The sequence below is a fragment of the Hyphomicrobium sp. GJ21 genome (genome assembly GCF_001006785.1).
GTDB lineage: Bacteria > Pseudomonadota > Alphaproteobacteria > Rhizobiales > Hyphomicrobiaceae > Hyphomicrobium_B.
Window position 1 is genome coordinate 61,515 of sequence record NZ_CDHO01000001.1, and the last position, 25,442, is coordinate 86,956.

Consider the following 25,442-nt stretch of genomic DNA (forward strand, 5'->3'; position numbering starts at 1 on the left):
ACGGAGAGGCGCCGACGTTATGCATAAGGTGACGGTCTACACGGCTGGGAATTGCTGTTACTGCCATATGGCAAAGGATCTTCTGAGACGCAAAGGAGCGGCGTTCGAGGAGATCGATCTGACGGGCCGAAGCGATTTGCGCGCGGACTTGAGAGCGCGCGCGGGCGGGCGGAACACGGTGCCGCAAATCTGGATCGGCAGCGTTCACGTCGGCGGTTGCGATGATCTTTTCGATCTCGAACGCTCGGGCAAGCTCGACGCGCTTCTGGCACAGACGACGTCGGCATCGTGACGATGACATCATCACCGCAGGCGGCGTCCAAATCGGTATTCCGGGCGGCGCTGGTCCAGATGTGCGCCGGTCGCGACGTTGCCCGCAACGTCTCTGACGCGGTGGCGCTCATCGGCGAGGCCGCGGCGCAGCAGGCCGCATACGTGCAAACACCGGAATGCACGACGCTGATGGAAGTCGATACCGAGCGGCTGATGGCCGAAACCAAGCCGGAAGCAGGCAACGCCTCTCTCGCGGCGTTTTCTCAAGCTGCAGCGGACAAGAAAATCTGGCTGCACATCGGCTCTATGGCGGTGAAGATCGGAGAGCGGCGGCTTGCGAACCGCTCCTACCTCTTCGCGCCCAATGGCGATGTCAGCGCCCGCTACGATAAAATCCATATGTTCGACGTCGATCTCGGCAAGGGCGAGGTCTACAGCGAAAGCGTCAACTATCAGGCAGGCTCCAACGCGGTGATTTCCGAATTGCCCTGGGGACGCCTCGGCCTGACGATTTGCTACGACCTTCGCTTTCCGGCGCTGCACCGGGCACTCGCCAAGGCCGGAGCGTCGTTCATTGCGGGACCTGCCGCCTTCACGCGCATCACCGGCGAAGCGCATTGGCATACGCTGCTCAGAGCACGCGCGATCGAAACCGAAACGTTCATCGTGGCGGCAGCGCAAGGCGGCCGTCATGAAAATGGCCGCGAGACGTTCGGGCACAGCCTGATCATCTCGCCGTGGGGCGAAATTCTAGGCGAAGGCGGAACAGAGCCTGGCGTCGTGATCGGCGACATCGATACGCAGCGTATTGACGAAGTCCGGCGCAAAATCCCATCTCTGACGCATGACCGAACGTTCTCCGTCGTCGAGGAGCGGGCGTCGCGGCTCGAGACCATAAGAAAATAGATGATCAAGTATCGCCTGGGCTGCGCTGACGGCCACGAGTTCGAAAGCTGGTTCCGGAGTATTGCCGACTACGATAAGCAGTCGCGCTCAGGCGCTGTGACTTGCCCGCTGTGCGCATCCACGGAGATCAGCAAACTGCCGATGGCGCCCGCTGTCGTGTCCGCGCGGGGCAACAAAGGTGCTCCAGCGCCGGAGCAACTGCCTGCTGTCGCCGCGCCGAGTGCGCCGCCCGCGGCCATGGCGACCGCGCTGCGCGCTTTCAAAAAAGCCGTCATGGAGAATTCCGAGGACGTCGGCGGGCGGTTCGCGGAGGAAGCGCGGAAGATTCATTTCGGCGAGGCGGAAGAGCGCAACATTCGCGGCAGCACGACCGCGGAGGAAGCGCAGTCGTTGCATCAGGACGGCGTTCCTTTCAGCATTCTGCCGGAGTTGCCTGAAGACCTCAACTAGGCGGGGCCTTGGGTCTGCGGTGGGGTTCCGTCCCTCAATGCCGGGCAATTTCGATCAGCGTGTATTTCAGTGCTTCCGGCAGCAACGCCGTCCTGAAGCTCGGCTGGGTGTAGCCCGCGGCCGTCCAGACGTAGGCTTCCTTGTCCGCCGTCCAAATGCCCCGCAGGTGCCCGTCGCGTTCGATCAGAAGCCTGTCGGCGGATTTTTTCGCCAGGAAACCGAGTTGGACAAAGCTTTCGTCGCCTTGGAGTGCTTCAGCCAGAAGTCCTAAACGGACTGCTTTCTTCATGGATCGACCTGCAACCGGGGAGGGGATTTTAAAGAACGGCGGTCGATAAACGCCGTTGGACGCGCGCTGGCTCCCTGCTGTGATCTAAAATTTTTCCAAACTCAGCCGCTGCCCCGGAGATCATCCGGCTATAAACCTTTGCGCGAATTTCGGGTTTATTCCATTGATCATATTGATAAATTTTCGATCACTTCGCCGACCCGGCGTCATATGGTCGATCCCGCGACGGCGCGCGACGGCCCTCAAGGACCGGCTGCGAAAGGCAGAGGCATTTTGGTGGTTGCGAGCGGGGCGTGACGCGCTAGAAACATTCAGCAATCAGGACCTGTCGATCCTGCGGAGACCACCCAGCACATGACGTCAAACGTGACCCGACTCGATGCGTCCGCGCGCCCGTCACCCCGTGCGACGTCCGCGCCCCGTCACGATTGGACACGCGCAGAAGCGATGGCGCTCTACGATCTGCCGTTCATGGATTTGCTGTTCCGGGCGCAGATGGTGCACCGGGCCTCCTTCGATCCCAACAAGGTCCAGATGAGCCGGCTGCTGTCGATCAAGACGGGTGGCTGCGCGGAAGACTGCGGCTATTGCAGCCAGTCCGCCCATCACAAGACCGGGCTCAAGGCATCGAAGTTGATGGAAGTCGAGCGGGTCATCAACGAGGCCAAGAAAGCCAAGGCGGCGGGCGCGACGCGCTATTGCATGGGCGCGGCCTGGCGCAGCCCGAAGGCGCGCGACATGGATACCGTCGTCGCGATGGTCGAAGGCGTGAAGGGGCTCGGCATGGAAACGTGCATGACGCTCGGCATGCTGACCGACAACGATATCGTGCGGCTGCGCGATGCGGGCCTCGACTATTACAATCACAACGTCGACACTTCCGAAGCCTATTACAACAAGGTCATTACGACCCGCACCTACGCCGACCGCCTCGACACCCTGGCGCGCGTGCGCGATGCCGGGATGAAGGTCTGCTCGGGCGGTATCGTCGGTATGGGCGAAGAGCGCGAGGACCGCGTCGATATGCTGGTCACGCTCGCCAATCTCGACGAGCATCCCGAAAGCGTGCCGATCAACATGCTGATCGCGATTCCCGGCACGCCGCTCGAAAATGCCGAGCGCATCGATCCGATCGATTTCGTTCGCACCATCGCCGTCGCGCGCATTCTGATGCCAAAGTCGTTCGTTCGTCTCTCGGCGGGCCGCACCGACATGAGCGACGAAATGCAGGCGCTGTGCTTCTTCGCCGGCGCCAACTCGATCTTCGTCGGCGAGACGCTGCTGACGGCCGACAACCCGGGCGAAGACAAAGACAGCCTCTTGTTTGCCAAGCTCGGCCTCGCGCCGCTCGAACTCGAACCTGATCAAACCCAAGACCATGAGCCCGCGACGTGCGCGGGTCGCCAGGATGCCCTCCAATCATGAGCGTGCGCTCGACGCCCTGCTGCGGCGTGGGCGGCTGAGGTCGCTCGACACGCCAGCCGGGATCGACTTCACGTCGAACGACTATCTGGGTCTCGCGCAATCGCAGGCGCTTGCGGACGCGGTCGTTGCTGCGATCGAACGCGGCTTGCCGATCGGCGCCGGTGGGTCGCGCCTGCTGCGTGGCAATCATCCCGAGCACGAAGCGCTCGAAGCGGAGGCGGCGGCGTTCTTCGGCGCGGAGACAGCGCTGTTCTTCGGCGGCGGCTTCATCGCGAACACGGCGCTGATGGCGACGCTGCCGTCACGTGGCGACCTGATCGTCTATGATGAACTCATTCACGCCAGCGTGCACGACGGCATGCGGCTTTCGAAAGCCGAAGCGACGGCGGCGCGGCACAACGATCCGCAAAGCATCGAGGACGCGATCAGAACCTGGCGCGCGGCGGGTGGCGTCGGACAGCCTTGGATCGTCGTCGAAAGCCTGTACAGCATGGACGGCGACCGGGCTCCGATCGACAAGCTTGCGCAATTGGCGGCGCGCCACGATGCGATGCTGATCGTCGACGAAGCGCACGCGACCGGAGTATTCGGTCCCGAGGGCCGAGGTTTCGCGGCACACCTCGAAGGTGCCGCCAACGTCATCACGCTGCATACCTGCGGCAAGGCGCTCGGCGTCATGGGTGCGCTGGTGCTGGCGCCGAAGACGATGCGGGATTTTCTGGTCAATCGCGCGCGCGCTTTCATTTACGCGACCGCGCCATCGCCGCTCGTCGCGGCGGCCGTTCGCGCGGCGCTGCAGATTTGCCAGAATGAACCGGAGCGGCGCGAACGGTTGCATGGACTCATCGCGTTCGCCGAACGAGAATTGAAATCGAAGACGCGCTTCGCGCCATCGGGATCGCAAATCCAGCCGATCATCATCGGCGCCGACAATTCCGCGCTGGCGCTCGCGGCCGCGATGAAGGCACGTGGCTACGATATCCGCGCCATCCGGCCGCCGACCGTGCCGGAAGGCACCGCGCGGCTGCGTCTCACCATCACGCTCAACACCGATGAAGCCGTTCTTTCGCGCCTGATCGGCGATCTCGTGACTGCCGAAGCGGAGGTCGCCGCATGAGTACGCGCATCGTCGTCGCCGGAACCGACACGGATATCGGCAAAACGATCTTTTCCGCTGCGCTGGTGCAGGCGCTCGATGGATATTACTGGAAGCCGATCCAGGCGGGTCTTGCGGGCGAAACGGATTCCAAGACCGTTGCGCGGCTGAGCGGGCTTTCGGCGTTGCGCATTCTGCCCGAGGCCTACAGGCTCAACGCGCCGGCATCGCCGCACTTCGCAGCGGAACGCGACGGCGTTGAAATCGACGTTCTGCGTTTGCGCCCACGCGACGTCCCGGGTCCGCTGGTGATCGAGCTTGCCGGCGGTCTCGACGTGCCGCTGACGCGACGTCTGTTACAGATCGACGTGATCGCCGACTGGAAGCTGCCCGTCGTGCTGTGCAGTTCAACGCGCCTGGGCACGATCAATCATTCGCTGTTGTCGATCGAAGCGCTGAAGCGGCGCGGCGTAGCGATCCTCGGCATTGCGTTCATCGGTGACGAAATTCCAGACACGGAAAGCATCATTCCGGCATTCGGCGGCGTTCGACGGCTCGGCCGTCTGCCGCAGATTCCCGAGTTGAATAGCAATACGTTGCGCAAGGCTTTTGCGGCGAACTTTTCGGTGCCGGATATTCTGGGCGTCGGAGCCTCAGGTCCATGAGCCGCTCTCCTGTCTGGCATCCGTTTACGCAGCATGGCCTCGAACCGGACATGCTCGCGATCGCGCGGGCGGACGGTGCGTGGCTCGAAACCGCCGATGGCCGGCGCATCTTCGACGGCGTGTCGTCCTGGTGGGTGATTACGCACGGGCACCGCCATCCGAAGATCGTGCGCGCCATTCAAGAGCAGGCCGGAAAGCTCGACCAGGTGATCTTCGCGGGCTTCACGCATGAGCCTGCGGAAGCGGTCGCGCGCGGGCTCGTCGAGCTTGCGCCGCCCGGCCTCGACCACGTCTTCTTTTCCGACAGCGGCTCGACATCGGTCGAAGTCGCGCTGAAGATGGCGCTCGGATACTGGAAGAACATCGGCAAGCCGCGCACGCGCATCCTGGCGCTCGAGCACGCGTATCACGGCGACACGATCGGCACGATGTCGGCGGGTGCGCGCGGCGTGTTCAACGCGGCCTATGAGCCACTGCTGTTCGATGTCGGACGAATTCCGTTTCCCACTGCGGGCGCAGAGCAGACGACGTTCGATGCGCTCGAACGTGCTTGCCGCGCGAGCGACATCGCCGCGTTCATTTGCGAGCCGCTGATCCTCGGCGCGGGCGGCATGCTGATTTACGACGCCGCAACGCTCGCCGAAATGCACCGCATCTGCAAGCGGCACGACGTGGTATTTATCGCCGACGAAGTAATGACGGCGTTCGGGCGCACGGGAACGCTGTTTGCCTCAGAGCAGGCGACGATTGCACCGGACATCATCTGCGTTGCAAAGGGCATTACGGGCGGTTCGATCCCGCTCGCGGCAACGCTATGCACAGAAGCGATTTTCGACGCACATTATTCGCAAGACCGTTCGCGCATGTTTTTTCATTCGAGTTCGTACACGGCCAATCCGATCGCGTGCGCGGCAGCGGCTGCGAACCTCGACATCTGGAGGGGCGAACCGGTTTTGTCACGTATCCATGCGGTGAGTAAAGCGCAGACTGCGTGCTTGGCTCAGATCGCAAACGATCCGCGATTTGAAAATGCGCGCCAGATCGGAACGATCGCGGCGTTCGAATTGCGCGGTGCGAGCACGGGATATCTCGCTGACGTGGCGCTATCGCTGCGGCGAAAACTTCTCGATCGTAATGTTCTACTGCGGCCGCTCGGCGCGACGATCTACATCATGCCACCCTATTGCGCTACGGCCGACGATTTGAATGGCGTCTATGCGGCCATCTCCGAAGTTGTCGATGAGGTTCGGCGATGAGCGGCGTCGAGATCATCGGGCTTGGGCACTATGCGCCGGAGCGCATCGTTCCGAACTCGGAAATCGAAGCGCGCCTAGGGCTCGAGGCCGGGTGGATCAAGCGACGCACCGGAATCGACGAGCGGCGCTACGCCGCCAACGATCAGGCACTATCCGATCTCGCGATCCGCGCGGGCGACATGGCGATCACGCGCGCCGGGCTTGCACGTGAAGATATCGGTCTGCTGCTGCTCGCGACCTCGACGCCCGATCATCTGTTGCCGCCGACTGCGCCGCTCGTCGCGCATCGCCTCGGGCTCAGCAATGCCGGGGGCATCGACATGGCGGGCGCGTGCGCCGGGTTCATGTATGCACTGACGCTGGCAGACAGCTTCGTACGCAGCCAGGGCGTCACGGTTCTCGTCATTGCGGCGAACATCCTGTCGCGCCGGATCAATGAAGCCGAACGGGCAAGCAGCGTTCTGTTCGCGGATGGCGCTGGAGCGGTGCTGCTGGCGCCGAGCGCTCGCCAGAATAGCGGGGTCGTCGGCGCGCATCTGGCGGCACAAGGCGCGCACTACGATTTGATTTCGATACCGGCCGGCGGCAGCCGCAGGCCATTCGCGCGCGATCTCGATGCCAGCGAAACGCTGATGATCCTGTCGGACGGGCAGGCAGTTTACAGCAAAGCCGTTGCGATGATGTCAAATGCTGCGGAGATCGCACTTCGCAAGGCCGGTGTCACGGCGGCAGACGTTACGCACTTCATTCCGCATCAGGCGAACGCTCGCATGATGGGCACCGTGGCGCATCAGATTGGTGTGGACCCTGATCGCGCGCGCTCAACCGTTGCGATGTTTGGGAATAGTTCAGCGGCGACCATCCCGCTGACGCTGTCGATGTCGGCGCAAGAGCATCGGTATGCGCCGGGCGATATCGTTCTGATGACGGCGGCGGGAGCCGGACTGACCGGCGGCGCCGCCGTCTTCAGGTGGTGACTACTGCTTGATGCCTTCGAGATCGAGCGTCAGCTCGACTTCTTTCGAGAACGGTCCGAGGTCGCGCGAGATGCCGAAGTCGGCGAGCTTCAGCGTCGTCGTTCCGGTGAAGCCGTCGCGATAGCCGCCCCACGGATCTTTGCCGCCACCGACGCGCTGTGCTTCGATCACGATGTCCTTGGTCACGCCGTGCAGCGTGAGCTTGCCGGAAACCGTCGCCTTTTCCTGGCCCGACGATTTCACGCTCGTGCTTTCGAAAGTCGCCGTCGGGAACCTATCGGTATCGAGCAGATCAGCGGCGCGGAGATGCTTGTCGCGCTCGGCGTGATTGGTATCGACGCTCGCCGTATCGATCTCGATTTTGACTTTCGAGGCATCGGGGTTCTTGTCGTCATAGGAGAACGTCCCGGTAAACTTGTCGAAGCGGCCCGCAAGCCAGCTGAATCCCAAATGCTTGATGCGGAAATTGATCGACGCGTGCGCATTCTTCGTGTCGACAACATAGTCCGCGGCCGTCGCCACCGTCGACAGCGCGGATGCAAGAGCTGCAACGGCAAAGGCGGTCTTTACGATCTTCATCAGTGACTTTCCTCTTCTGGATTAATGGCAGGGCGCGCCGGCCCAGACCACATGCGATTCAAAATCCGGTCTCTGTTGACAAAATGGTGCTTCAGCGCGGCAAGCGTGTGAAGGACTGCAAGCGCCATGACGACATAAGCGATGATGCGATGGACATATCCGGCGCTGCTTTCAAGACCACGTGCCTGGACGATCGAGGGCACTTCAAACCATCCGAAAACGTCGATTGGTTGCCCGTCCGGAGTTGATATCAGGTAACCGCTGATCAGCAAGGCAAGCAGGAGTACGTAGAATCCCGCGTGCGTCACGTGCGCCGCCTTGCGTTCAAAAGGCGAGAGTTCCTCCGACGACGGCCTGACGTTGGCGGCGCGCCAGAGCCACCGAACGAGCAACGCGATCAGCAGAAGAATTCCGAGGCTGCGATGGAAGTTGGGAGCGGCGTTATAGTAGGGGCTATAATAATCGAGCGTCACCATCCATACGCCAAGCGCGAACATGCCGATGATCGCGATCGCCATGCTCCAATGGAACAGGCGCGAGACAATTCCGTAACCCTGCAATGTGTCACGAATGTACATGACGGCCGCCACCCTTCCCCTCGATTAAATGGCAACGGGGAAATGCGAATTAAACTCAGCGTTTTCAAGTGATCGGGGCAATGTCAGAATTCCAGAAAACGATCGGCGCAATCGCAACACGCAAATTTAAACTTGACTCCATAAGTATAGATTAGTTTAGAATGCTGCATCTGCCATTTACGGGGCCTTGAACCCCGCTACATTGGGGAACTGGGATGAAGCGTTCGCACCTTGACGGTGAACGATTCGATGCGCGTGACGTATCGAATGCAGCCTATACGGCGTCGATGTTTGCCGCATCCGTCGGCATGATCTGGGACCTGGCGACGGGCCACGTCGCAGTTTTCGATCGCATGCTCACAAACATTTCGGACGACATTCGCACGCCACAAACCGCGGAGCGGTCCGCTGCTCGCTATTCGTCACAGCGTTTCTATTCGAACATGGAGAGCCGGGCGGATGCTTAAGATCAAAAATCTCGAAGCGACGTCATCGGCCGGGCCGGACGAAGAACCAATGTGCGCCGGACAAGCTCTCGGCTTTCCGCTACAGAGCGAACTTGGATTCACGCCCACCGAGAACGTCACGCTCGATGTCTTCCGATGCATTTGCGACGTATACGCGACGGCCTCGGCGCAATGCTGGGAAGTCGCGATCCGGTTTGCGGAAGAGCATCTGGGCGCCGTCGACGGGCCGCTGCTCGTCGCACGCGTCACCGCGCTCATGCGCGCGCTGCGTTTCGAACGAGGCACTGGATTTTCTTATCTCAGCGTCGGCTGCCGTCACGTGTCTCCGGACGAGCTGACCGTCACGGGGCTGCTCAAGGCGGCGCGGACGGGCGACCGCCTCGCGTTCGAAAAAGGTATCGCGCTTCTGCTCAACAACGGTCAGGCGACGGAGCGCACGCGGCTCGCCGTGCGCTGTCTCGTCGATACGCAGATGCAGCACTCGGTGCCGCAGCCGGAGCAAACGGCTGAATTCGAATCGCAAACCGTTCAGGCGCTTTATCTTCACTAGAGCAAGTTTCGTAGGGCGCGGCGGCCTCACGGCCGATGCGAAAAGAATGTGTCGGACAAGATGGAAATGCCTGCACCGGTCGCGACGGGGGGAACTGACGCTGCCGAGAAGCGCAGCTCGCTCACGAGATATCTCGTGAGCGAGCTGATGCAGGGCGGGCGCGAGATCATTCTTGAGCACCGCGGACAAGATTACCGACTGCGCATCACGGAGGCCGGAAAGCTCATCCTGAGCAAGTAATGCTTTTCGGCGCGTGCAGACGCGCCGCTGACGAACAAGCCGAGCGGAGATCATGCTCGGTCTTACCGAAACGTGTTAGAGCTCATGACATCCCGTCTCGCCGCTCTACGCACGTCGACAGCGGGTCGGGTCCGCATGAAACCCCAGCCGTCCGGCCCGCTGTCTACTCTTCCTTCAGACCCTCGCGGGAAAACTGACTTCAACCCTGAGACCGGGCGCATTGTCGGCGAGCGCGATCTTGGCGCCGTGCAGATCGACGATTGCCGCGACGAGGCTCAGCCCCAATCCGCTGCCATCCGTCGAGCGGGCGCGCTCCAGGCGATAAAGCCGGCGAAACACGTTCTCGCGCTCCGATTCCGGAATGCCTGGGCCGCTGTCCGTCACGTCGACCCGATAGACGCCGGGAGCCGCATAAAGGCGCAATCCAATGGCAGTTCCCGATGGCGAATGGCGGATGGCGTTTTCGACCAGGTTGGCGAACACCTGCATCAGAAGCTCGGGATCACCCTGCACCATTGCGGGATGTGTGACTTCACTGATCAGACTGAGCTTGTCGCCTGCGTCCTCGGCAACGATGTCATAGACGTCGTGCACATCGGCGAGCAGAACGCGCAAATCAATGGCGACGAACTTGTCCTTGCGCGCGCCGGCTTCGATCTGTGTGATCCGAAGAAGAGCATCAAACGTCTCCGTGATGGAGTCGATATCGAGCAACGCGGCATCGACCGCGGATTGAAAATCAGCCGGACTTTGCGCTTTGCGTCTCGCATCATCCAGGCGTTGCCGCAGCCGCCCGAGCGGCTTCTTCAAGTCGTGCGCAATGTCCGATGACGACTGGTTTACGTTTTCGATGAGCTTCTGCAGATTTCCGAGCATGCCGTTGACCTGCCCCGCGATCTGATCGATGTCATCGCGCAGGCCCGAGATCGGCACGCGGGCGGAGATCTGGCCTCGCGAAACGCGCGCCAAAGGATTTGCAAAGGCATCAATGCGGTGCTGGGTTTGGCGCGCAAAGTAGACCGCACACAGCGCAATTGCGATCGATGTCGCGACAAGGCCGTAAGCCAGAAGCTTCAGCAAAAACGACTTCATTTGCTTGACTTCGCTGTTGTCGCTACCGACCAGCAAACTTCCCTTCGACAGAGGTTTCCAGATTGCCAGGAACTCGTCGGTCGGTTCGCCGCGATCCATCGAGAAATTGAGACTCGAGCGCTTCAGCGTCATCCACTGGGTCGACTGGGGGACGTCGCGGACATTGCCCGCGAGAAACTTTCCGTTCTTGTCGACGAGTTCGATGATGAAATCCGGATCGCGGACGGATTCGCTTTCCTCCGCTACGACCGCCACCAGGTCGTCGAAGGTTCTATCGCCATCCAAAATCGCGAGCGATTCGATGTTCGTTCGTACGCGATCGCGAATGTCGCTCACGAGGCGCGCGCTGGATACGAGATAGATGACGGTGAAGAGCGCCAGGACTGTCGTAATAAAGAAGAGCGAAAAGGCAGCTGCCAGACGGAATGGCGTGCGTCTCAGAAGATCCCGCAACGTCAGGCACCATCGTTCACGGTGTAACCACAGCCGCGGATCGTATGGATAAGCTCCGTCTCGTAGGGCTTGTCGATTTTTGCGCGCAGGCGCGAAATATGGGTTTCGACGACGCTCGTCTTCGGATCGAAATGGAAGCTCCACACGCGCTCGAGGAGCATCGTGCGCGTCACGACGCGGCCGCGGTTGCGCATGAGAACTTCAAGCAGCCGGAACTCGCGAGGCTGGAGGTCGATCGTGTCGCCGCCGCGCGTGACCTTGCGGCTGACGAGATCGATCTCCAGATCGCCAACCTTGAGCCGAGTCTCTTCGCCAATGGTATGGGGCCGGCGTGCGAGCGCATTCACGCGCGCGAGTAATTCCGAGAATGCGAATGGCTTGACGAGATAATCGTCGCCACCCGCATCGAGACCTTCGACGCGATCGTCGACGCCGCCGAGCGCCGTCAGGAACAGCACGGGCACGCGGCGTCCGGCGCTGCGGATCTCTTTAATGATCGCCAGGCCATCGAGACCGGGCAGCATGCGATCGAGGATGACGACGTCGTAGGTCTCGCCGACGGCTTGAGCAACCGCATCGCGGCCGTCGGCCAAATGATCGACGGTATGCCCTTCTTCCTCGAGGCCCTTCGAGACGTAGGCGGCCGTATTGGCATCGTCTTCAAGCAGCAAGATTCGCATTTTCGCCGACCCGATGCGTAGGGCTTATAAGATACTCGACCGCGATGACATCTGCGTTGCCGCTCAGCATATGACGCCTTCCCAGGCGCGCACAACTGAACACCGGCGCGCGCCGGTCACGAGCCGTGCCATCATGCCAGCCGATTGCGGCCGAAAAAGCTTCGTTTACCTTCAACGGCGAAGACGATGAGGGTGGCGATGAGGCTGCACGCGACGAAACCGGCGGCGATCGGAAATACCGTGCCGTTGAAGGCGTGCGCAACTAGGCCGCCCGCCATAGCGCCGATCGCGGTTGAGAGCGACCCGGTCACGGAGGATGCCATGCCGGCGTTGTGGCCTTGCGGTTCCATCGCGATGGCATTGAAATTCGGCGCGATGAGCCCGAACAGGAAAAAGGCTCCGGCGAGGAGGATCGCGTAAACCACGATGCCCACAATGCCGGCCGCTGCGGCGCCGGCAAGGCAGAGCGACAGCCCAACGAACCCTAGGAGCGACGCGTGCGAGAGCCTTCGCATCCCTAAGCGGCCGACGAGCCGGGCATTAACGAACGACGCAAGCGCCATCACGGACGCGATCGCCCCAAAGACGACCGGGAATGCCTCCCCAATGCCGAAGACCTCGACGAAGACCTGCTGGGAACTCGCGACATAGGCGAGAAGGCATCCGAACATGAAGCCGCCGGCTGCGCCATACGCCATCGTCTGAGGATCGAAAATCGCGGCCTTGAGCGAGGCGCGCAAAGTCATCGGGCGTTCGAGACCTAATGCCGGAGCGGCCGTTTCGGGCAACCGAAAGCCCGCCCAGACGGCGATCAAGATTGCCATCGCGAGCAGCGCATAAAACGTCCAATGCCAATTGCCGAGATGAATGAGGGCCTGTCCGATCGACGGCGCGAGAACCGGAATAACGATGAACACCATCATCGCGAACGACATCACGCGCGCCATCTGTCGCCCGCCATAGAGATCGCGCACCACCGCGATCGCAATCACGCGTGGCGATGCGGCGCCGATCCCCTGAACGAACCGCGCCGCAAGCAGTGTCGGGAACTCGTTCGATACGAGCGCGGCAACCGTGCCGACGATGAAGATCGCAAGCCCCGCCATGAGCGCCGGCTTGCGGCCGATGTGGTCGGATAACGGGCCGAAGAAGAGCTGTCCCGCCGCGAAGCCGACCATGTAGAGAATGACGACCAACTGGCGATCGTTGGCGCTCGCGACACCCAATGCTTCGCCGATCTCGGGCAGCGCCGGCAGCATGATGTCGATCGAGATCGCCGTCAGCGCCATCATCGCCGCGGTCAACACGACGAATTCGACGAACGACAAGTTGTGAAGCGCTTGCGGCGAGTCCGCCGAGGAGGGCACGGTGTCGCCGCGCTCTAGTTGAGCCATTTTTGTCTCTGAAATGTCCTGCTGAACTGGACGCCGCTTCTACTACGCCAACATGAGCCGAAAAGCGGCATGTAAGACGTCGCAGGGCTTATCGAAGCCGCCGCTCCGTTCTTTTTCGCCAGACCCCGCCTATGACGCGGTTTCAGACATCCGGGATCACGCGTGCGCCGGAGTCCTCCAGCGAGCGATAGCCTTGCGATCCAAAGGAGATTCAGCCTCCTCCATCGGCGCCGATCCGTGGTCAGATGCTATGGCGGCTCCGACCCCGCGGGGCATCAGGTTGGCGGGATTGTATGTCGTGATAATTCTGCCATTGTTGAGGCAAAGGCTTTCGCGCGCAGAACCGTAGCGAACGGCATCGGGGGGATTGTACGTGTTTTATCGACGCCATTTGGCTGCCGCGCCGCTGCGTTCGCTGTTGATCGCCGGGCTTTTCCTGTTTCTGGCACCGGCCATTCAAGCCTCCGCCAAAGAAGCTTCCGACGGATGCGATGCGTCGGCACAACCTGCTTTGCTCGTGTCACCGTTGTCCCCCTGGAAGGGCACTTCGCTGCGCGTCGTCTTTACGGTCGAGCAACCGCTCGCAGGTGAGCTGTCGCTGATCGCGCCGGATGGCAGCGTCGCCGCCAAATCGCGCGAACGTCACGGTGGTCCGCCGTATTTCTGGTTCGCCGAGATTGCGAAGCCGACGGCGGGAACGTGGCGCGCGACACTCACGTCAGACGAGTCCGCTTCAGCGTGCAGCAAGATTACGCGCGATATCGTTGTCGGCAACACCGCGAAGGCTGCTTCGCAAAGCTCGGACAAAAGTGTTTGGCCTGTGCGTCAGGCGTGGAACCGCAAAACTGAAAATCTGTACTCGGCGTGGATCGAAAAGCTCTTCGATGCGCCGATCGACGAAGCGCTGTCATGGCCCGCGCTTCACGATGTGCTGCGCGATCAGTCCCGGAACGTCCTGTTCGATCATCTGGGGCTTGGCGAGGACCGCAAAGGTCTGATTATCCGCCCCGACTGCGCCGACCTTCCGTATTTTCTGCGCGCCTATTTCGCGTTCAAGATGGGCTTGCCGTTCGGATATTCCAAATGCTCGCGCGGTGGCGGCGGCAATCCCCCGCGATGCACACAGTGGTGGAACATCCAAAAAGAAGATCCGCGCTTCGGCAATGAGGAGCAGAAAGTTGCTGAGGCCAAGCCCGGTCTAATCTCCGGACTTTTCGAAACCGTTTCCGCGAAGATTTCGACGGCGCGTGGCAAATCCCGGCCGCCGGGGTTGGTGCCGGGCTTCGGTTATTATTTGCGATCGACGCTTGCAAACGCCGTGCACTCGGGCGGCGGACGGACAGCGGCTGAGGACGACAAGACCGATTACTATCCGGTCGCGCTGAAGGAAGAGACTCTGCGCCCCGGTACGATCTATGCCGACCCTTACGGGCATGTTCTGGTGCTCGTGAAGCGCGTGGCGCAGACCAGCGAGGCTGCGGGCGTATTCCTTGCCGTCGATGGCCAGCCGGACGGCACGGTCGCGCGCAAGCGCTTCTGGCGCGGCAATTTCCTGTTCGCGCAAAATCCATCGCTCGGCAGCCCGGGCTTCAAACGCTTCCGTCCGATTGTCGCCGATAAATCCGGTGGCCTCCGGCGTCTCACCAACGCCGAGATCGTCAACGATGCGGACTACGGCGACTTTTCCCTTGAACAGTCGAAGCTCGGCGTCGAGGACTTCTACGATCGCATGGATGACGTGATGTCACCCGCGCCTCTCGATCCGCTGCGCGCGATGCAGGAAGTGACCACCGCGCTCGAAGAGCAGGTGAAGACGCGCGTCACATCCGTCGAAAATGGCCGCAAGTATCTGAACGGCGGCGGCGCCGAGGTTGCGATCCCGAACGGCGCGTCGATTTTCGAGACAACCGGAGCCTGGGAAGATTTTTCGACGCCCTCACGTGACCTTCGTCTGCTGATCGCGATCGACGTCGTCCGGGGATTTCCGGAACGGGTGGCACGACGGCCGGAGCGCTACGCGATGCCGGCGGGAAAGAGCGGCGCGGACGTCAAGGCGGAGCTCGATCAAACGCTTACGTCCGAATTGGCGACACGGAAGTTTTCGTACACGCGCAGCGATGGCTCGCAGTGGCCTTTGGCGCTCAAGGATGTGGTCGAGCGCACCGCCGATCTCGAAATGGCCTATAATGTCAACGATTGCGCTGAACGCCGCTGGGGCGCGCCGACCAAGAGCGACGAGGCGACAACGTGCAAGAAGCAGGCGTCGGCTGCGCAAAGACAGAAGATGGCGGAGTATCGGCCGTGGTTCCACGAGCGGCGGCGGCCTGCTCGCGACTAGATTTTGAAGTTATTCGAATTGCCCATGCAGGAGGGCGAAGGCGCCCGTCGTGACCAAGTTTGTTCTTTCCGAACTTCGACGCCGCCATGTGCTTGAGCGGCGACCATTGGATTCCGCAACCGAGGCGGCACTCCTCGCCGATCCGCGGCCGGGCGCAAAAGCTATTCTGGACGCAATTGCGCGACGGCATTTCGACAGCCGATCGGAAGGGCAGCGCATTCGCAAGCTGCTGCGTTTCGAGACGTCGCTTTGGAAGACGGGCGTGCAGTTCGTCGCCGGCGTCGACGAAGCGGGCATGAGCCCGCTTGCCGGGCCCGTGTCAGCTGCCGCCGTCATCTTCGCACCGGGCGCGCGAATTGCCGATGTCGACGACTCGAAAAAACTCGATGCGGCGACGCGCGACCGGCTTGCCATCGAAATCAAAGCCACCGCGATCGCCTGGTCGGTCGGCTTCGCCGAGGTCGAGGAAATCGACCGCATTAATATTTATTGGGCAGGACTGCTTGCGATGCGTCGCGCCGTCGAAGGGCTCGCGACGCAACCAGAGCACGTTCTGATCGATGCACGGCGCATCAAAGATCTCGCGATTCCGCAGCAGCCCATCGTGAAGGGTGATGCGAAAAGCCTGACCATCGCCGCCGCATCCATCCTCGCCAAAACCGCGCGCGACGCCTTAATGCGCAAATTAGATGGCGATCATCCGGGATACGGATTTTCGAAGCACAAAGGGTATCCGGTCCGCGAGCATCTTGCGGCGCTGAACAAGCTTGGCGCGTCGCCGGTTCACCGCCGCTCGTTCGCGCCGGTGCGGGCAGTGCTTGGCTTGCCGCCGCTGCCGCCTTGGTCCGAGTCTGCGCACGAGCGGAACCTTTAACGATACCGATTTGCTAACACCGCGCGCCACGGGTAAGCAGATCGTTCGTAAGAGCCTGTTCGAGACGGTGAACGAACGATGGGCGGTGTCGCCTCCGTATTCCAGCGAGAGTTTGATTCTGTGGCGGGTGAAAGTTGGCATCCGACGCGGGCTCGCGTGCGTCATGAGCAGCGAGCCAAGCTGTTACGGGCTGCCGCATTCCTGCTCGGGTTTCTGTTCGCATGCGCGACCTCCGCTGAAGCCCATACGAAAAGGACGGCCGCGAGCACCGCGGGATTGTCTATTCCAAATCTTTCGCACGGCCAGTTGCGCGTCATGGCGACGTACAAAAACGCCATTCTCGATCTTGCGAACCGCGAGCCGCGACCCGACGCTGAAGCACGAACGCTTCAGAATTTCATCAATCTGCAGTTCACGTATTGTCTGTGGGGGCTCGTTCCAGGAAGCCTTGGCAACGAAGACAGTCCCTTCAACGGCTGCACGCATGCCTATCTGGCAGGCAGCAAAGCGCTATTGCATCGTCTCGAACGCACTTCGTCCAATCCGTCGCCGGTCCGCGATCTCGCGATGCGCATCAGGGTCGATATGATCCGCGAAGAATCGGCGCTCGAAATTTGCGCGAACGGCGTCGAGCCATTCAATACGGCCGACATCATCATGCCGGAGTGGTCCGGCGTGCCCTTCAATCCGATTGTCGTGTTGTATTCGTCGATCGCGTTTCTGGTGACGGCAGGGCTGTTCGCGATCTATTTCGCGCGCCGACCACGATCACTCGCCGGGTAGAGCATAAATCAGCGACCACGACCTGGCATCGCAGACCCCAGCCGACGCGTGGACTAAGGGTAACTCAGACCGGCGGTGTTGTTGATTATATAAGCGGTTGAATTCATTGGTGGAGCCGAGGGGAATCGAACCCCTGACCTCTGCAGTGCGATTGCAGCGCTCTCCCATCTGAGCTACGGCCCCGAACGGGCGCATTTAGGTGGCGAGGCTCGGCGTTGTCAAGGAAGCCGCACGACCTCTGGCGCGACGCAAAGGCAGCGAAGGCGACGCGGGCGAACCTTGTTTGCTGACGGGCAGCCAACGATTTTGCCGTGCCGGCGTCGGTCGGCGTGCCGTTTACAGCCTTAAGAGTGCCGACCAGGCCGCCAGCCACTTGCGACCGCAGCCCCGACGGGGCTACATGACGCCCGCGGCAGCCTCACATCTGGATCAACGATGCTCGAACTTCTCAGTTTTATCAGCTACCTCATCACGCTCTATACCTACATCGTGATCGCGGTCGTGATCGTTTCCTGGCTGATGGCGTTCGGCGTCATCAATGCCTACAACCCGATGGTCCGATCCATCTGGCAGGCGCTGAATGCGGTCACTGAACCGCTACTCGCGCCGATCCGCAACATCATGCCGAACCTGGGCGGCATCGACATCTCGCCGGTGATCCTGCTGCTGGCGTGCTATTTCATCCAAAGCGTCTTGCTTCCGAATATTGCCAAGGCCGTGGCTTGAGCGCCGGGTCTGAGGCCTCTATTCCGGATCGTAAACCTTGGCGGCACGGCGACGCGTGCATTCTTGTCCACTTTCGGCTGACGCCGAAATCCTCCAAGGACGCCATCGAAGGCGTGACTTCCACAAGCGACGGTCCGGCATTTCAGGCCAGGGTGCGCGCTGTTCCCGAACATGGTGCGGCTAACGCGGCGCTCGAACAGCTCGTCGCGCGCTGGCTCGATTTGCCGAAGCGTTCCGTTTCGCTGGCAAAGGGCGGGAAATCGCGCCTCAAGGCATTGCAGATCGATGGTGAGCCTGCAGAGCTCGACAGATTATTGGAGATTAAAGCCAGAGAATTACAGCGCTAGTGGACCAGGGAGAATAGGGATGTCCGAAGCGAAAATCATAGACGGTAAGCAAATTGCCGCGAGTGTTCGTGCCGACGTGGCGGCCGAAGTCGCGCGGTTGCAGAAGGAGCATGGCCTGAAGCCGGGGCTTGCCGTCGTGCTTGTCGGTGAAGATCCGGCAAGCAAAGTGTACGTGGCGAACAAAGCCAAGCAGACCGTCGAAGTCGGCATGAACTCGTGGGAGCATCGGCTTCCCGCGGAAACCAGCGAAGCCGACGTTCTTGCGCTCGTCGACAAGTTGAACAACGACCCGGAATGCCACGGCATTCTGGTGCAGTTGCCTCTGCCGAAGCATATCAATGCCGAGAAGGTTCTGAATTCGATCAATCCCGACAAGGACGTCGACGGCTTCCATCCGGTCAACGTCGGGCGGCTCTGGGTCGGCGAGCGCGCGCTCGTTCCGTGCACGCCGACGGGTTCGGTCATTCTTGCGAAGAGCGTTCTGCCGAGTCTTTCGGGGCTCGATGCCGTCGTGATCGGCCGCTCGAATATCGTCGGCAAGCCGGTGGCGGCGTTGCTGCTGCGTGAAAACTGCAGCGTGACGATTGCGCACTCGCGCACCAAAAACATCGAAGACGTCGTCAAGCGCGCCGACCTCGTCGTTGCGGCGGTCGGTATTCCTGAGATGGTCAAGGCGAGCTGGATCAAGCCCGGCGCCACGATCATCGACGTCGGCATCAACCGCGTGCCGTCGGAGAACGGAAAGACCAAGCTCGTCGGCGACGTCGCCTACGAGGAATGCGCGAAAGTAGCAGGCGCCATCACGCCGGTTCCTGGCGGCGTCGGGCCGATGACGATCGCGTGCCTGTTGCGCAATGCCGCGCAAGCTGCGGCGATGATCGCGGGCGTGAAGTCAGCGTTCGCGTAACCAAGGCGATAATTCGCAAATTTTTCAACGCCGGAGCTAATAGCTCCGGCGTTTTTATTTGCCTCGTGGTGGCGTGGATGGCCATCTGCGCGGCCATGCCGGCGGAAATAATGATTGCCCAGCGTTCTCCGCCATAGCTTGCTCACGCAGCGCGGGATTGGCGCATGGTTTCGCCGCGATAGCTAAGCGCTTCTGCGACGTGTGCACGGCCCACGGTTTCGGAGCCTTCGAGATCGGCGATGGTCCGCGCAACCTTCAGCGTGCGATGGAATCCGCGCGCCGAAAGGCCCAGCGTCTCGGCAGCATGACGGAGCAACGCAACGCCAGCTTCATCGGGGGTTGCGGTTTTTTCGAGAAGCGTCGTCGAGCAGTCGGCGTTAGTTCGAATGCCTTTGGCGCCGAGCGCTGAGAATCTCGAGCGCTGGCGTTCGCGGGCCGCAGTGACGCGGGCGCGAACATCCTCGCTGCCTTCGCTCGGAGGCGGCAGCACGAGGTCTGCTGCCGATATCGCCGGGACCTCAATCTGCAGATCAATCCGATCGAGCAGAGGACCGGACACGCGCGCCTGGTAATCGGCGGCGCAGCGCGGCCCACGGCGGCAGCTTTCGCCTGGAGACGCCCCGCCGCATTTGCACGGGTTCATCGCGGCAATGAGCTGAATGCGCGAGGGGTACGAAATCCGGTGATTGGCGCGCGCGATGACCGTCTCGCCGGCTTCGAGCGGCTGACGCAGGGCGTCGAGCACGTTGGGCTGAAATTCCGGGAGCTCGTCGAGAAACAAGACGCCGTGATGCGCGAGCGAGACTTCTCCCGGACGCGGGCGCGATCCGCCCCCGACGAGCGAGGCCATGCTGGCGGAATGATGTGGAGATCGGAACGGCCGCTCGATCGTCAGCTTGCCGCCGACAAGCTCGCCCGCCAGCGAATGCACCATCGAGACTTCCAGAATTTCTTCCGGCGAGAGCGGCGGCAGGATCGAAGGCATCCGCGAGGCCAGCATCGACTTGCCAGAGCCGGGCGGGCCGATCATCAGAAGATTGTGGCTTCCGGCAGCTGCGATTTCGAGCGCGCGCTTGGCGGTTTCCTGCCCCTTGATGTCTCGCAGATCCGCGAGCGAGGTTTGAGCCGGCAGAATGTTCGGCTTCGGCCGCGACAGCGTCTGGGTGCCCTTGAAGTGGTTGACCAGCGACAGTAGATGCGGGGCGGCCAGGATATCGAGGTCTTCGCTTGCCCAGGCGGCCTCGGGTCCCGACGCGGCGGGGCAGATCAGACCTTTTCCCATCTGGTTGGCGCCGATGGCGGCGGGAAGGGTTCCGGGGACGGCGCGGATCGATCCGTCCAATGCCAATTCGCCGATCGCGGCGTAATTCGCGATTGCGTCAGGCGCGATGGCTTCCATCGCCGACATCATCGCCAGCACGATCGGCAGGTCGAAATGGCTGCCTTCCTTGGGCAGATCAGCAGGGGCGAGGTTCACGGTGATGTGCTTGAACGGGAGCCCGAGGCCGACAGCGTGGAGCGCATTGCGGACGCGCTCGCGGCTTTCGGCAACGGCCTTGTCCGGCAAGCCGACGATGGCGAAGGCGGCTGCTCCGGGCGTCACCCGTACCTGGACTTCGACGGGCCGAGCTTCGATTCCAATAAACGCCAGAGTTGAAATCTGCCCGTACATGCGATGCCCCCATTCCGAGGCAACCCTATCGCACCCCGATGAGGCTGTAAAGAACAAACAAGGAACGCATCTGTCAGATAAGAAAGACAGCGACGAGCAGAGCAGAGAGGGTGAGCGCGAACAGGTAGTCGAGCCATCGCTTGTCGATCCACGCCGGCGGCTGGCGGTAGCGCGGCACCTTTCGGGTCAGCCAGACCATGCCGTAGGCGATCCAGATAAGCATGAAGAGCGTGGCCAGCGCCGCTTTCGCGGGCGGCTGGGGACCCTCGGCCGGTAGCATCAGGATGGCGATACCAACGGCAATGTAGAGCGCGTAGACGCCCATCCATCTGAGCGTTTGCCAGAAGCCTTTTCGATCCCGGCGATACTGTTCGACGGCAGGCGGGATCGACATCGCAAACGAGAGGGCGGCGGTCAGGATTGCAAAGAGTGGCCCCATCGCTTCCGAACCGATGTTGCGGTCAGCCCTTTTTCATCGCCATCGACAGGCCGACGAGGGACGAATTGACGAACTGAATTTCGACGGCCTGCATCGTTCCGCGAACGATGATGTCCATGTTCGCCGTGATGTCGGCGCCCTTGACGATGATGCGAAATCCCTTCGGCGTGACTTCGCCCGTCAAATCGCCTTCGAAATTATGGATCGTTTCTTTCCAGTGTCCGGTGAGCTTGCCGGCGTCTTCTTTCAGATTGCTGATGACCTCGACGGCGCCCGACGAGGTCGCGCAGCGAATGGTCTGTTTCAGCTCGTTCTGCGCGGCGGGATCGAGCAGATAGGTCGCGCGGCATTTGACGCGTTCGGGCTTGCTCTCCTTGAAGCCCAGGATGCCGTCGCCGCTCCAACGCCCGATGAGCGCATCGAACGGCGAGGTTGCGATCGCGTCGGCGCTTCGCGACGCGAGACTTCCCGCCGTGAAGAAAAGCGCCGCGAGAGCGACGCGCGATGCCGTCCGATTTCCGAAAGTTCGTGGCGTCATGGATTGTCCAACCTTCCGATTGCGATTGGGCGCGCGTCTTCCGGTTGGAACGTCACGCAGCATGGGCTCTTTTCTTTTCGATAACGTCCCAGATCATCGCGGCGATATCGTTGCCGCCGAACGCCTTGATCTGGCGAATTCCTGTCGGCGACGTGACATTAATCTCGGTCAGATACGGACCGATGACATCGATGCCGGTGAAGATCAGTCCGCGCTTCTTGAGTTCGGGTTTCAGCCGGGCGCAGATTTCCTCGTCGCGCTTCGTCAGCTTGGAGGCGACGGCCGTTCCGCCGACATGAAGGTTCGAGCGCGTTTCGCCGGCTTGCGGCACACGATTGAGCGCGCCTGCGACTTCGCCGTCGACAAGGATGATGCGCTTGTCACCGTCCTTCACCTCGGGGCGGAATTCCTGAACCATGAACGGTTCGCGGAAAACGGTCTGAAAGAGTTCGACCAGAGACGCGAGGTTGCCGTCGTCCGGCTTGATGCGGAACACGGCTGCGCCGCCGTTGCCGTACAGCGGCTTGATGATGATGTCCTTGTATTCTTTTCGGAACGCCTGAACGTCGGCGAGCGAGCGCGTGACGAGCGTCGGCGGCATCAGATCGAGGAAGTCCAGCACGAACAGCTTTTCCGGCGCGTTGCGCACGTGCGCGGGGTCGTTGACGACGAGCGTTTTCGGATGGATGCGCTCGAGGAGATGCGTCGTCGTGATGTAGGCCATATCGAACGGCGGGTCCTGCCGCAGCAAGACAACATCGAGGTTCCCAAGATTTTCAACGCGCGCGTTCGAAAGCGCGAAGTGTGCGCCGTGCTTGTCTTCGACGTTCAGGCTCTGGCCGCGCGCCAGAAGCTTGTCGCCGTGCAGCGAGAGATCGGCGGGCGTGTAATAGAAAATGTCGTGCCCGCGCTTTTGCGCTTCGAGCAGGATCGCGAACGTCGAATCGCCCTTGATGTCGATGCGATCGATCGGGTCCATTTGCACGGCAATGCGTAGGGGCATGGGAGTCTTTCGAATGCTTAAGGGTCGCTGATTTCGTGCCGCCCTGATGCCGCGACACCCGCTCGTCGTTTAGCCGATTTGATGTGCCTGCGAAACGCCGCTTGCTGCGGTCTCGGGGGCTGGCCGCTGCCTATGGCAAACATGCCGCATTTGACCGCTGCTAAGCGACCGCCGTCAGAGGAAATTGTAGGGGTCGATATCGACGGTTATGCGGACGTCGCTTTTCAGTTTTGGAATGGTTCCAGCCCAGGCGCGGAGATATGCCTGCAGATCGACGTCGCGCGGGGCCTTGACCAGCAGTCGCCAACGGTGACGTCCGCGCACGACGGCGATCGGTGCTTCGACGGGTCCCAAGACCGAGATCACCTCGGATTGCGGCGCACGGCGTGCGATGTCGCGTGCGGTGACTTCGGTCAGCGCTTTGTCGCGCGCCGAGATGACGATCGCAGCCAAACGTCCGTAGGGCGGGAGCAAGCCGGACTGGCGCGTCTTCACCTCGTAATTCAGAAACGCGTCTCGGTCGCCGGCGACGATCGCCTGCATCACGGGATGATCGGTCGAATACGTTTGCACGAAACCGCGGCCGACGAAGCTCGTGCGGCCGGCGCGGCCCGTCACCTGGTGAAGCAATTGGAACGTGCGTTCGGCCGAGCGTGGATCGGCGCCGTGCGCGAGGCCTAGATCGCCGTCGACGACGCCGACCAGCGCGAGGCCCGGAAAGTTATGACCCTTGGCGACGATCTGTGTGCCGATGATGATGTCGAATTCGCGCGCTTCGATGCCGCGAATGATTTCGCGCATTTCCGCCAAGCCAGGAATGAGATCCGATGACAGCAGCGCGACGCGTGCGTCGGGAAAGCGTTCTTTCACTTCCTCCTGCACGCGCTCGACGCCGGGGCCGCACGCGACGAGTGTTCCGGGCTCGCCGCACTTCGGGCACTTCTCCGGGAGCGATAGCGAAAAACCGCAGTGGTGGCAGGTCAGCTTTTTCTTGAAGCGGTGCTCAACGAGCCACGCCGTGCATTGCGGACATTCGAGGCGATGGCCGCAGGCGCGGCAGAGCGTCAACGGCGCATAGCCGCGACGATTGAGAAAGAGCAGCGTTTGCTGGTCTTTTTCGAGCGTTTCGGTGATCGCACCGACGAGGCGCTGCGCCAGCCATTTGCCCGGTTCGAGCTTCTCGGCCTTGAGGTCGATGAGAGACACGTCCGGCATCGCGACGCCCGAGAAGCGTCCGGGCAGCACGGCATGCCGATAGCGTCCGACAAGCGCGTTGACGTGGCTTTCGATCGACGGCGTCGCGGACGCAAGCACGACCGGAAACTTGCCGAGATTGCCGCGCACCACCGCCATGTCGCGCGCCTGATAGTGGACGCGGTCTTCCTGTTTGAAGCCCTGGTCGTGCTCTTCGTCGATGACGATCAGACCGAGTTGCACAAAGGGGAGGAACAGCGCCGAACGTGCGCCGACGACACAACGCACGTCGCCGCGCGCGACGCCTTTCCAGATGCGTCCGCGCTCGGCCGGGCTCAACGCCGAATGCCATTCGACCGGCGGCGCGCCGAAGCGTTGCGCGAAACGGTCGAGGAACTGGCTCGTCAGCGCGATTTCCGGAAGCATGATCAGCGCCTGATCGCCCACTTCGAGCGCGCGCGCGACGGCTTCGAAATAGACTTCGGTCTTGCCCGATCCCGTCACGCCGTCGAGCAACGTGACGGAGAAATTCTTGGCATCGACCGCGGCGACGAGCGTGGCGACGGCTTGCGCCTGCTTGTCGGTGAAGTCGGTCGTCGCGTGCGCTGGTTGCGGGCGCGGAAAGACGCGCTCCGGAATCGCGACTTCGACGAGGTTGCCGGAGGCCGCCAATCCATCGATCACGCCGGTCGAGCACGCCGCGAGATTTGCGAGGTCCGATTTCACGCGAATGAGACCGTCGGCGGCGATCTCGAGAACGCGCGTGCGGGCTTGCGTCATCTTCGGCGGCAACGGCGCGCCTTCCACCAGCCTGACGCCGAAGCGATGTTTCGGCGGCTCGAAGGCGGCGTCGGCGCTCATCATCATGCGCGCGACCATACCAAGCGGCGCCAGCGTGTAGCGCGCCACCCATTCCGCAAAGCGCATCGAGATTTCGGGAAGCCGCGGTGCGTCGATCAGGCTTGTCAGGGATTTCAGCTTCTTCGGGTCGACGGCCTTGCCGTCGCCACGTTGGCCGTCCCATACAATGCCGATGCGCGTTTGCGGCCCGAATGGGACGAGCACGAACGAACCTGGGGGCACCTCGACGCCGTCCGGCACCAGATAGTCGTACGTCTGATCGAGCGCGACCGGCATCAGCACGGGCACGCTGCGGGCGCCTGAAAGGGCGCCGTTATCCAGGATTTCGAGCAGACTATCCAAAGGGACGTTCAACGGACTAGAAGCTTCTCCCGAGAATCGAGCGTGCTA

The 25,442-nt window shown here is 61.7% G+C and carries 28 protein-coding genes and 1 tRNA gene; 17 read left to right on the forward strand and 12 right to left on the reverse strand.

The annotated features are described in order from the left end of the window. Positions 1-19: 19 nt before the first annotated feature. The 3 genes from grxC to HYPGJ_RS00275 are packed head-to-tail and all read left to right on the forward strand — an operon-like array spanning position 20 to position 1,629. Positions 20-292, forward strand: coding sequence for a glutaredoxin 3 (gene grxC, locus HYPGJ_RS00265; protein WP_046845366.1), 273 nt, complete (start codon positions 20-22; stop codon positions 290-292). Between the two features lie 2 nt (positions 293-294). Continuing rightward, positions 295-1,179, forward strand: coding sequence for a carbon-nitrogen hydrolase family protein (locus tag HYPGJ_RS00270; RefSeq protein ID WP_046845367.1), 885 nt, complete (start codon positions 295-297; stop codon positions 1,177-1,179). After that, positions 1,180-1,629, forward strand: a complete 450-nt coding sequence (locus tag HYPGJ_RS00275) for a DUF1178 family protein (protein WP_046845368.1) — start codon at positions 1,180-1,182, stop codon at positions 1,627-1,629. It abuts the gene before it with no gap. 34 nt (positions 1,630-1,663) lie between these two features. On the opposite strand, the gene HYPGJ_RS00280 is transcribed toward HYPGJ_RS00275, so the two are convergent. After that, positions 1,664-1,918: a hypothetical protein gene (locus HYPGJ_RS00280; RefSeq protein WP_046845369.1), complete on the reverse strand. Its 255-nt coding sequence runs from the start codon at positions 1,916-1,918 to the stop codon at positions 1,664-1,666. A gap of 354 nt (positions 1,919-2,272) precedes the next feature. Between HYPGJ_RS00280 and bioB the strand changes: the two genes are divergently transcribed. Genes bioB through HYPGJ_RS00305 form a run of 5 tightly spaced genes read left to right on the forward strand, consistent with a single transcriptional unit; the run spans position 2,273 to position 7,337 of the window. Beyond that, entirely contained in the window at positions 2,273-3,343 is a 1,071-nt protein-coding gene (bioB, locus tag HYPGJ_RS00285; protein WP_046845370.1) for a biotin synthase BioB, read from the forward strand. Next, complete coding sequence (locus tag HYPGJ_RS00290) at positions 3,327-4,460, forward strand: 8-amino-7-oxononanoate synthase (RefSeq protein ID WP_046845371.1); 1,134 nt, start codon at positions 3,327-3,329, stop codon at positions 4,458-4,460. Before bioB ends, HYPGJ_RS00290 begins: the two co-directional genes overlap by 17 nt. Beyond that, entirely contained in the window at positions 4,457-5,104 is a 648-nt protein-coding gene (bioD, locus tag HYPGJ_RS00295) for a dethiobiotin synthase (protein WP_046845372.1), read from the forward strand. Before HYPGJ_RS00290 ends, bioD begins: the two co-directional genes overlap by 4 nt. Further along, entirely contained in the window at positions 5,101-6,360 is a 1,260-nt protein-coding gene (locus tag HYPGJ_RS00300; RefSeq protein ID WP_046845373.1) for an adenosylmethionine--8-amino-7-oxononanoate transaminase, read from the forward strand. Before bioD ends, HYPGJ_RS00300 begins: the two co-directional genes overlap by 4 nt. Next, positions 6,357-7,337, forward strand: coding sequence for a beta-ketoacyl-ACP synthase III (locus HYPGJ_RS00305; RefSeq protein WP_046845374.1), 981 nt, complete (start codon positions 6,357-6,359; stop codon positions 7,335-7,337). Before HYPGJ_RS00300 ends, HYPGJ_RS00305 begins: the two co-directional genes overlap by 4 nt. On the opposite strand, the gene HYPGJ_RS00310 is transcribed toward HYPGJ_RS00305, so the two are convergent. Further along, on the reverse strand, positions 7,338-7,916 hold the full coding sequence (locus HYPGJ_RS00310) for a YceI family protein (RefSeq protein ID WP_083983982.1): 579 nt from the start codon (positions 7,914-7,916) through the stop codon (positions 7,338-7,340). Further along, positions 7,916-8,494: a cytochrome b gene (locus tag HYPGJ_RS00315; RefSeq protein WP_046845763.1), complete on the reverse strand. Its 579-nt coding sequence runs from the start codon at positions 8,492-8,494 to the stop codon at positions 7,916-7,918. Before HYPGJ_RS00315 ends, HYPGJ_RS00310 begins: the two co-directional genes overlap by 1 nt. A 215-nt stretch (positions 8,495-8,709) precedes the next feature. Between HYPGJ_RS00315 and HYPGJ_RS00320 the strand changes: the two genes are divergently transcribed. Genes HYPGJ_RS00320 through HYPGJ_RS00330 form a run of 3 tightly spaced genes read left to right on the forward strand, consistent with a single transcriptional unit; the run spans position 8,710 to position 9,751 of the window. Continuing rightward, the gene (locus tag HYPGJ_RS00320; protein WP_046845375.1) at positions 8,710-8,961 is read left to right on the forward strand and encodes a hypothetical protein; all 252 of its coding nucleotides are present in this window, start codon (positions 8,710-8,712) and stop codon (positions 8,959-8,961) included. Beyond that, a complete protein-coding gene (locus tag HYPGJ_RS00325; RefSeq protein WP_046845376.1) occupies positions 8,954-9,511 on the forward strand; it encodes a hypothetical protein in 558 nt (185 codons plus the stop codon). The genes HYPGJ_RS00320 and HYPGJ_RS00325 overlap by 8 nt, the downstream gene beginning before the upstream one ends. A 48-nt stretch (positions 9,512-9,559) precedes the next feature. Beyond that, positions 9,560-9,751: a hemin uptake protein HemP gene (locus HYPGJ_RS00330; protein ID WP_244465956.1), complete on the forward strand. Its 192-nt coding sequence runs from the start codon at positions 9,560-9,562 to the stop codon at positions 9,749-9,751. A 174-nt stretch (positions 9,752-9,925) separates the two neighbouring features. Here HYPGJ_RS00330 and HYPGJ_RS00335 read toward each other — a convergent pair whose 3' ends face one another. From HYPGJ_RS00335 to HYPGJ_RS00345, 3 genes are all read right to left on the reverse strand, one after another. Further along, positions 9,926-11,296 (reverse strand): ATP-binding protein, encoded by a 1,371-nt coding sequence (locus HYPGJ_RS00335; protein WP_052750742.1) that lies wholly within the window; start codon positions 11,294-11,296, stop codon positions 9,926-9,928. 2 nt (positions 11,297-11,298) lie between these two features. Beyond that, complete coding sequence (locus HYPGJ_RS00340) at positions 11,299-11,976, reverse strand: response regulator transcription factor (RefSeq protein WP_046845378.1); 678 nt, start codon at positions 11,974-11,976, stop codon at positions 11,299-11,301. A gap of 131 nt (positions 11,977-12,107) precedes the next feature. Beyond that, positions 12,108-13,370: a multidrug effflux MFS transporter gene (locus HYPGJ_RS00345; protein ID WP_052750743.1), complete on the reverse strand. Its 1,263-nt coding sequence runs from the start codon at positions 13,368-13,370 to the stop codon at positions 12,108-12,110. A 373-nt stretch (positions 13,371-13,743) separates the two neighbouring features. On the opposite strand from HYPGJ_RS00345, the gene HYPGJ_RS00350 reads away from it, so the two are divergent. The 3 genes from HYPGJ_RS00350 to HYPGJ_RS00360 all read left to right on the forward strand — a co-directional run bounded on the left by HYPGJ_RS00350 (position 13,744) and on the right by HYPGJ_RS00360 (position 17,365). Beyond that, the gene (locus HYPGJ_RS00350) at positions 13,744-15,708 is read left to right on the forward strand and encodes a hypothetical protein (RefSeq protein WP_046845766.1); all 1,965 of its coding nucleotides are present in this window, start codon (positions 13,744-13,746) and stop codon (positions 15,706-15,708) included. A gap of 49 nt (positions 15,709-15,757) precedes the next feature. Beyond that, entirely contained in the window at positions 15,758-16,582 is an 825-nt protein-coding gene (locus HYPGJ_RS00355) for a ribonuclease HII (protein ID WP_046845379.1), read from the forward strand. Between the two features lie 276 nt (positions 16,583-16,858). Next, a complete protein-coding gene (locus HYPGJ_RS00360) occupies positions 16,859-17,365 on the forward strand; it encodes a hypothetical protein (protein WP_244465957.1) in 507 nt (168 codons plus the stop codon). Between the two features lie 107 nt (positions 17,366-17,472). On the opposite strand, the gene HYPGJ_RS00365 is transcribed toward HYPGJ_RS00360, so the two are convergent. Beyond that, positions 17,473-17,548: transfer RNA gene (locus HYPGJ_RS00365), tRNA-Ala, on the reverse strand. Between the two features lie 252 nt (positions 17,549-17,800). Between HYPGJ_RS00365 and HYPGJ_RS00370 the strand changes: the two genes are divergently transcribed. Genes HYPGJ_RS00370 through folD form a run of 3 tightly spaced genes read left to right on the forward strand, consistent with a single transcriptional unit; the run spans position 17,801 to position 19,345 of the window. Then, positions 17,801-18,091, forward strand: coding sequence for a YggT family protein (locus HYPGJ_RS00370; RefSeq protein ID WP_013217163.1), 291 nt, complete (start codon positions 17,801-17,803; stop codon positions 18,089-18,091). After that, positions 18,088-18,438, forward strand: a complete 351-nt coding sequence (locus HYPGJ_RS00375) for a DUF167 family protein (protein ID WP_052750744.1) — start codon at positions 18,088-18,090, stop codon at positions 18,436-18,438. The genes HYPGJ_RS00370 and HYPGJ_RS00375 overlap by 4 nt, the downstream gene beginning before the upstream one ends. A gap of 19 nt (positions 18,439-18,457) precedes the next feature. Further along, positions 18,458-19,345: a bifunctional methylenetetrahydrofolate dehydrogenase/methenyltetrahydrofolate cyclohydrolase FolD gene (gene folD / locus HYPGJ_RS00380; protein ID WP_046845380.1), complete on the forward strand. Its 888-nt coding sequence runs from the start codon at positions 18,458-18,460 to the stop codon at positions 19,343-19,345. Between the two features lie 142 nt (positions 19,346-19,487). On the opposite strand, the gene HYPGJ_RS00385 is transcribed toward folD, so the two are convergent. From HYPGJ_RS00385 to HYPGJ_RS00405, 5 genes are all read right to left on the reverse strand, one after another. Beyond that, on the reverse strand, positions 19,488-21,017 hold the full coding sequence (locus HYPGJ_RS00385; RefSeq protein ID WP_046845381.1) for a YifB family Mg chelatase-like AAA ATPase: 1,530 nt from the start codon (positions 21,015-21,017) through the stop codon (positions 19,488-19,490). Positions 21,018-21,090: 73 nt separating this feature from the next. Continuing rightward, a complete protein-coding gene (locus HYPGJ_RS00390) occupies positions 21,091-21,456 on the reverse strand; it encodes a hypothetical protein (protein ID WP_143440470.1) in 366 nt (121 codons plus the stop codon). Between the two features lie 22 nt (positions 21,457-21,478). Beyond that, positions 21,479-21,994: a hypothetical protein gene (locus HYPGJ_RS00395; RefSeq protein WP_046845769.1), complete on the reverse strand. Its 516-nt coding sequence runs from the start codon at positions 21,992-21,994 to the stop codon at positions 21,479-21,481. A gap of 52 nt (positions 21,995-22,046) precedes the next feature. Continuing rightward, positions 22,047-22,997, reverse strand: a complete 951-nt coding sequence (gene gshB, locus HYPGJ_RS00400) for a glutathione synthase (protein ID WP_046845383.1) — start codon at positions 22,995-22,997, stop codon at positions 22,047-22,049. 174 nt (positions 22,998-23,171) lie between these two features. After that, positions 23,172-25,406, reverse strand: a complete 2,235-nt coding sequence (locus HYPGJ_RS00405; protein ID WP_013217173.1) for a primosomal protein N' — start codon at positions 25,404-25,406, stop codon at positions 23,172-23,174. Positions 25,407-25,442 lie beyond the last annotated feature (36 nt).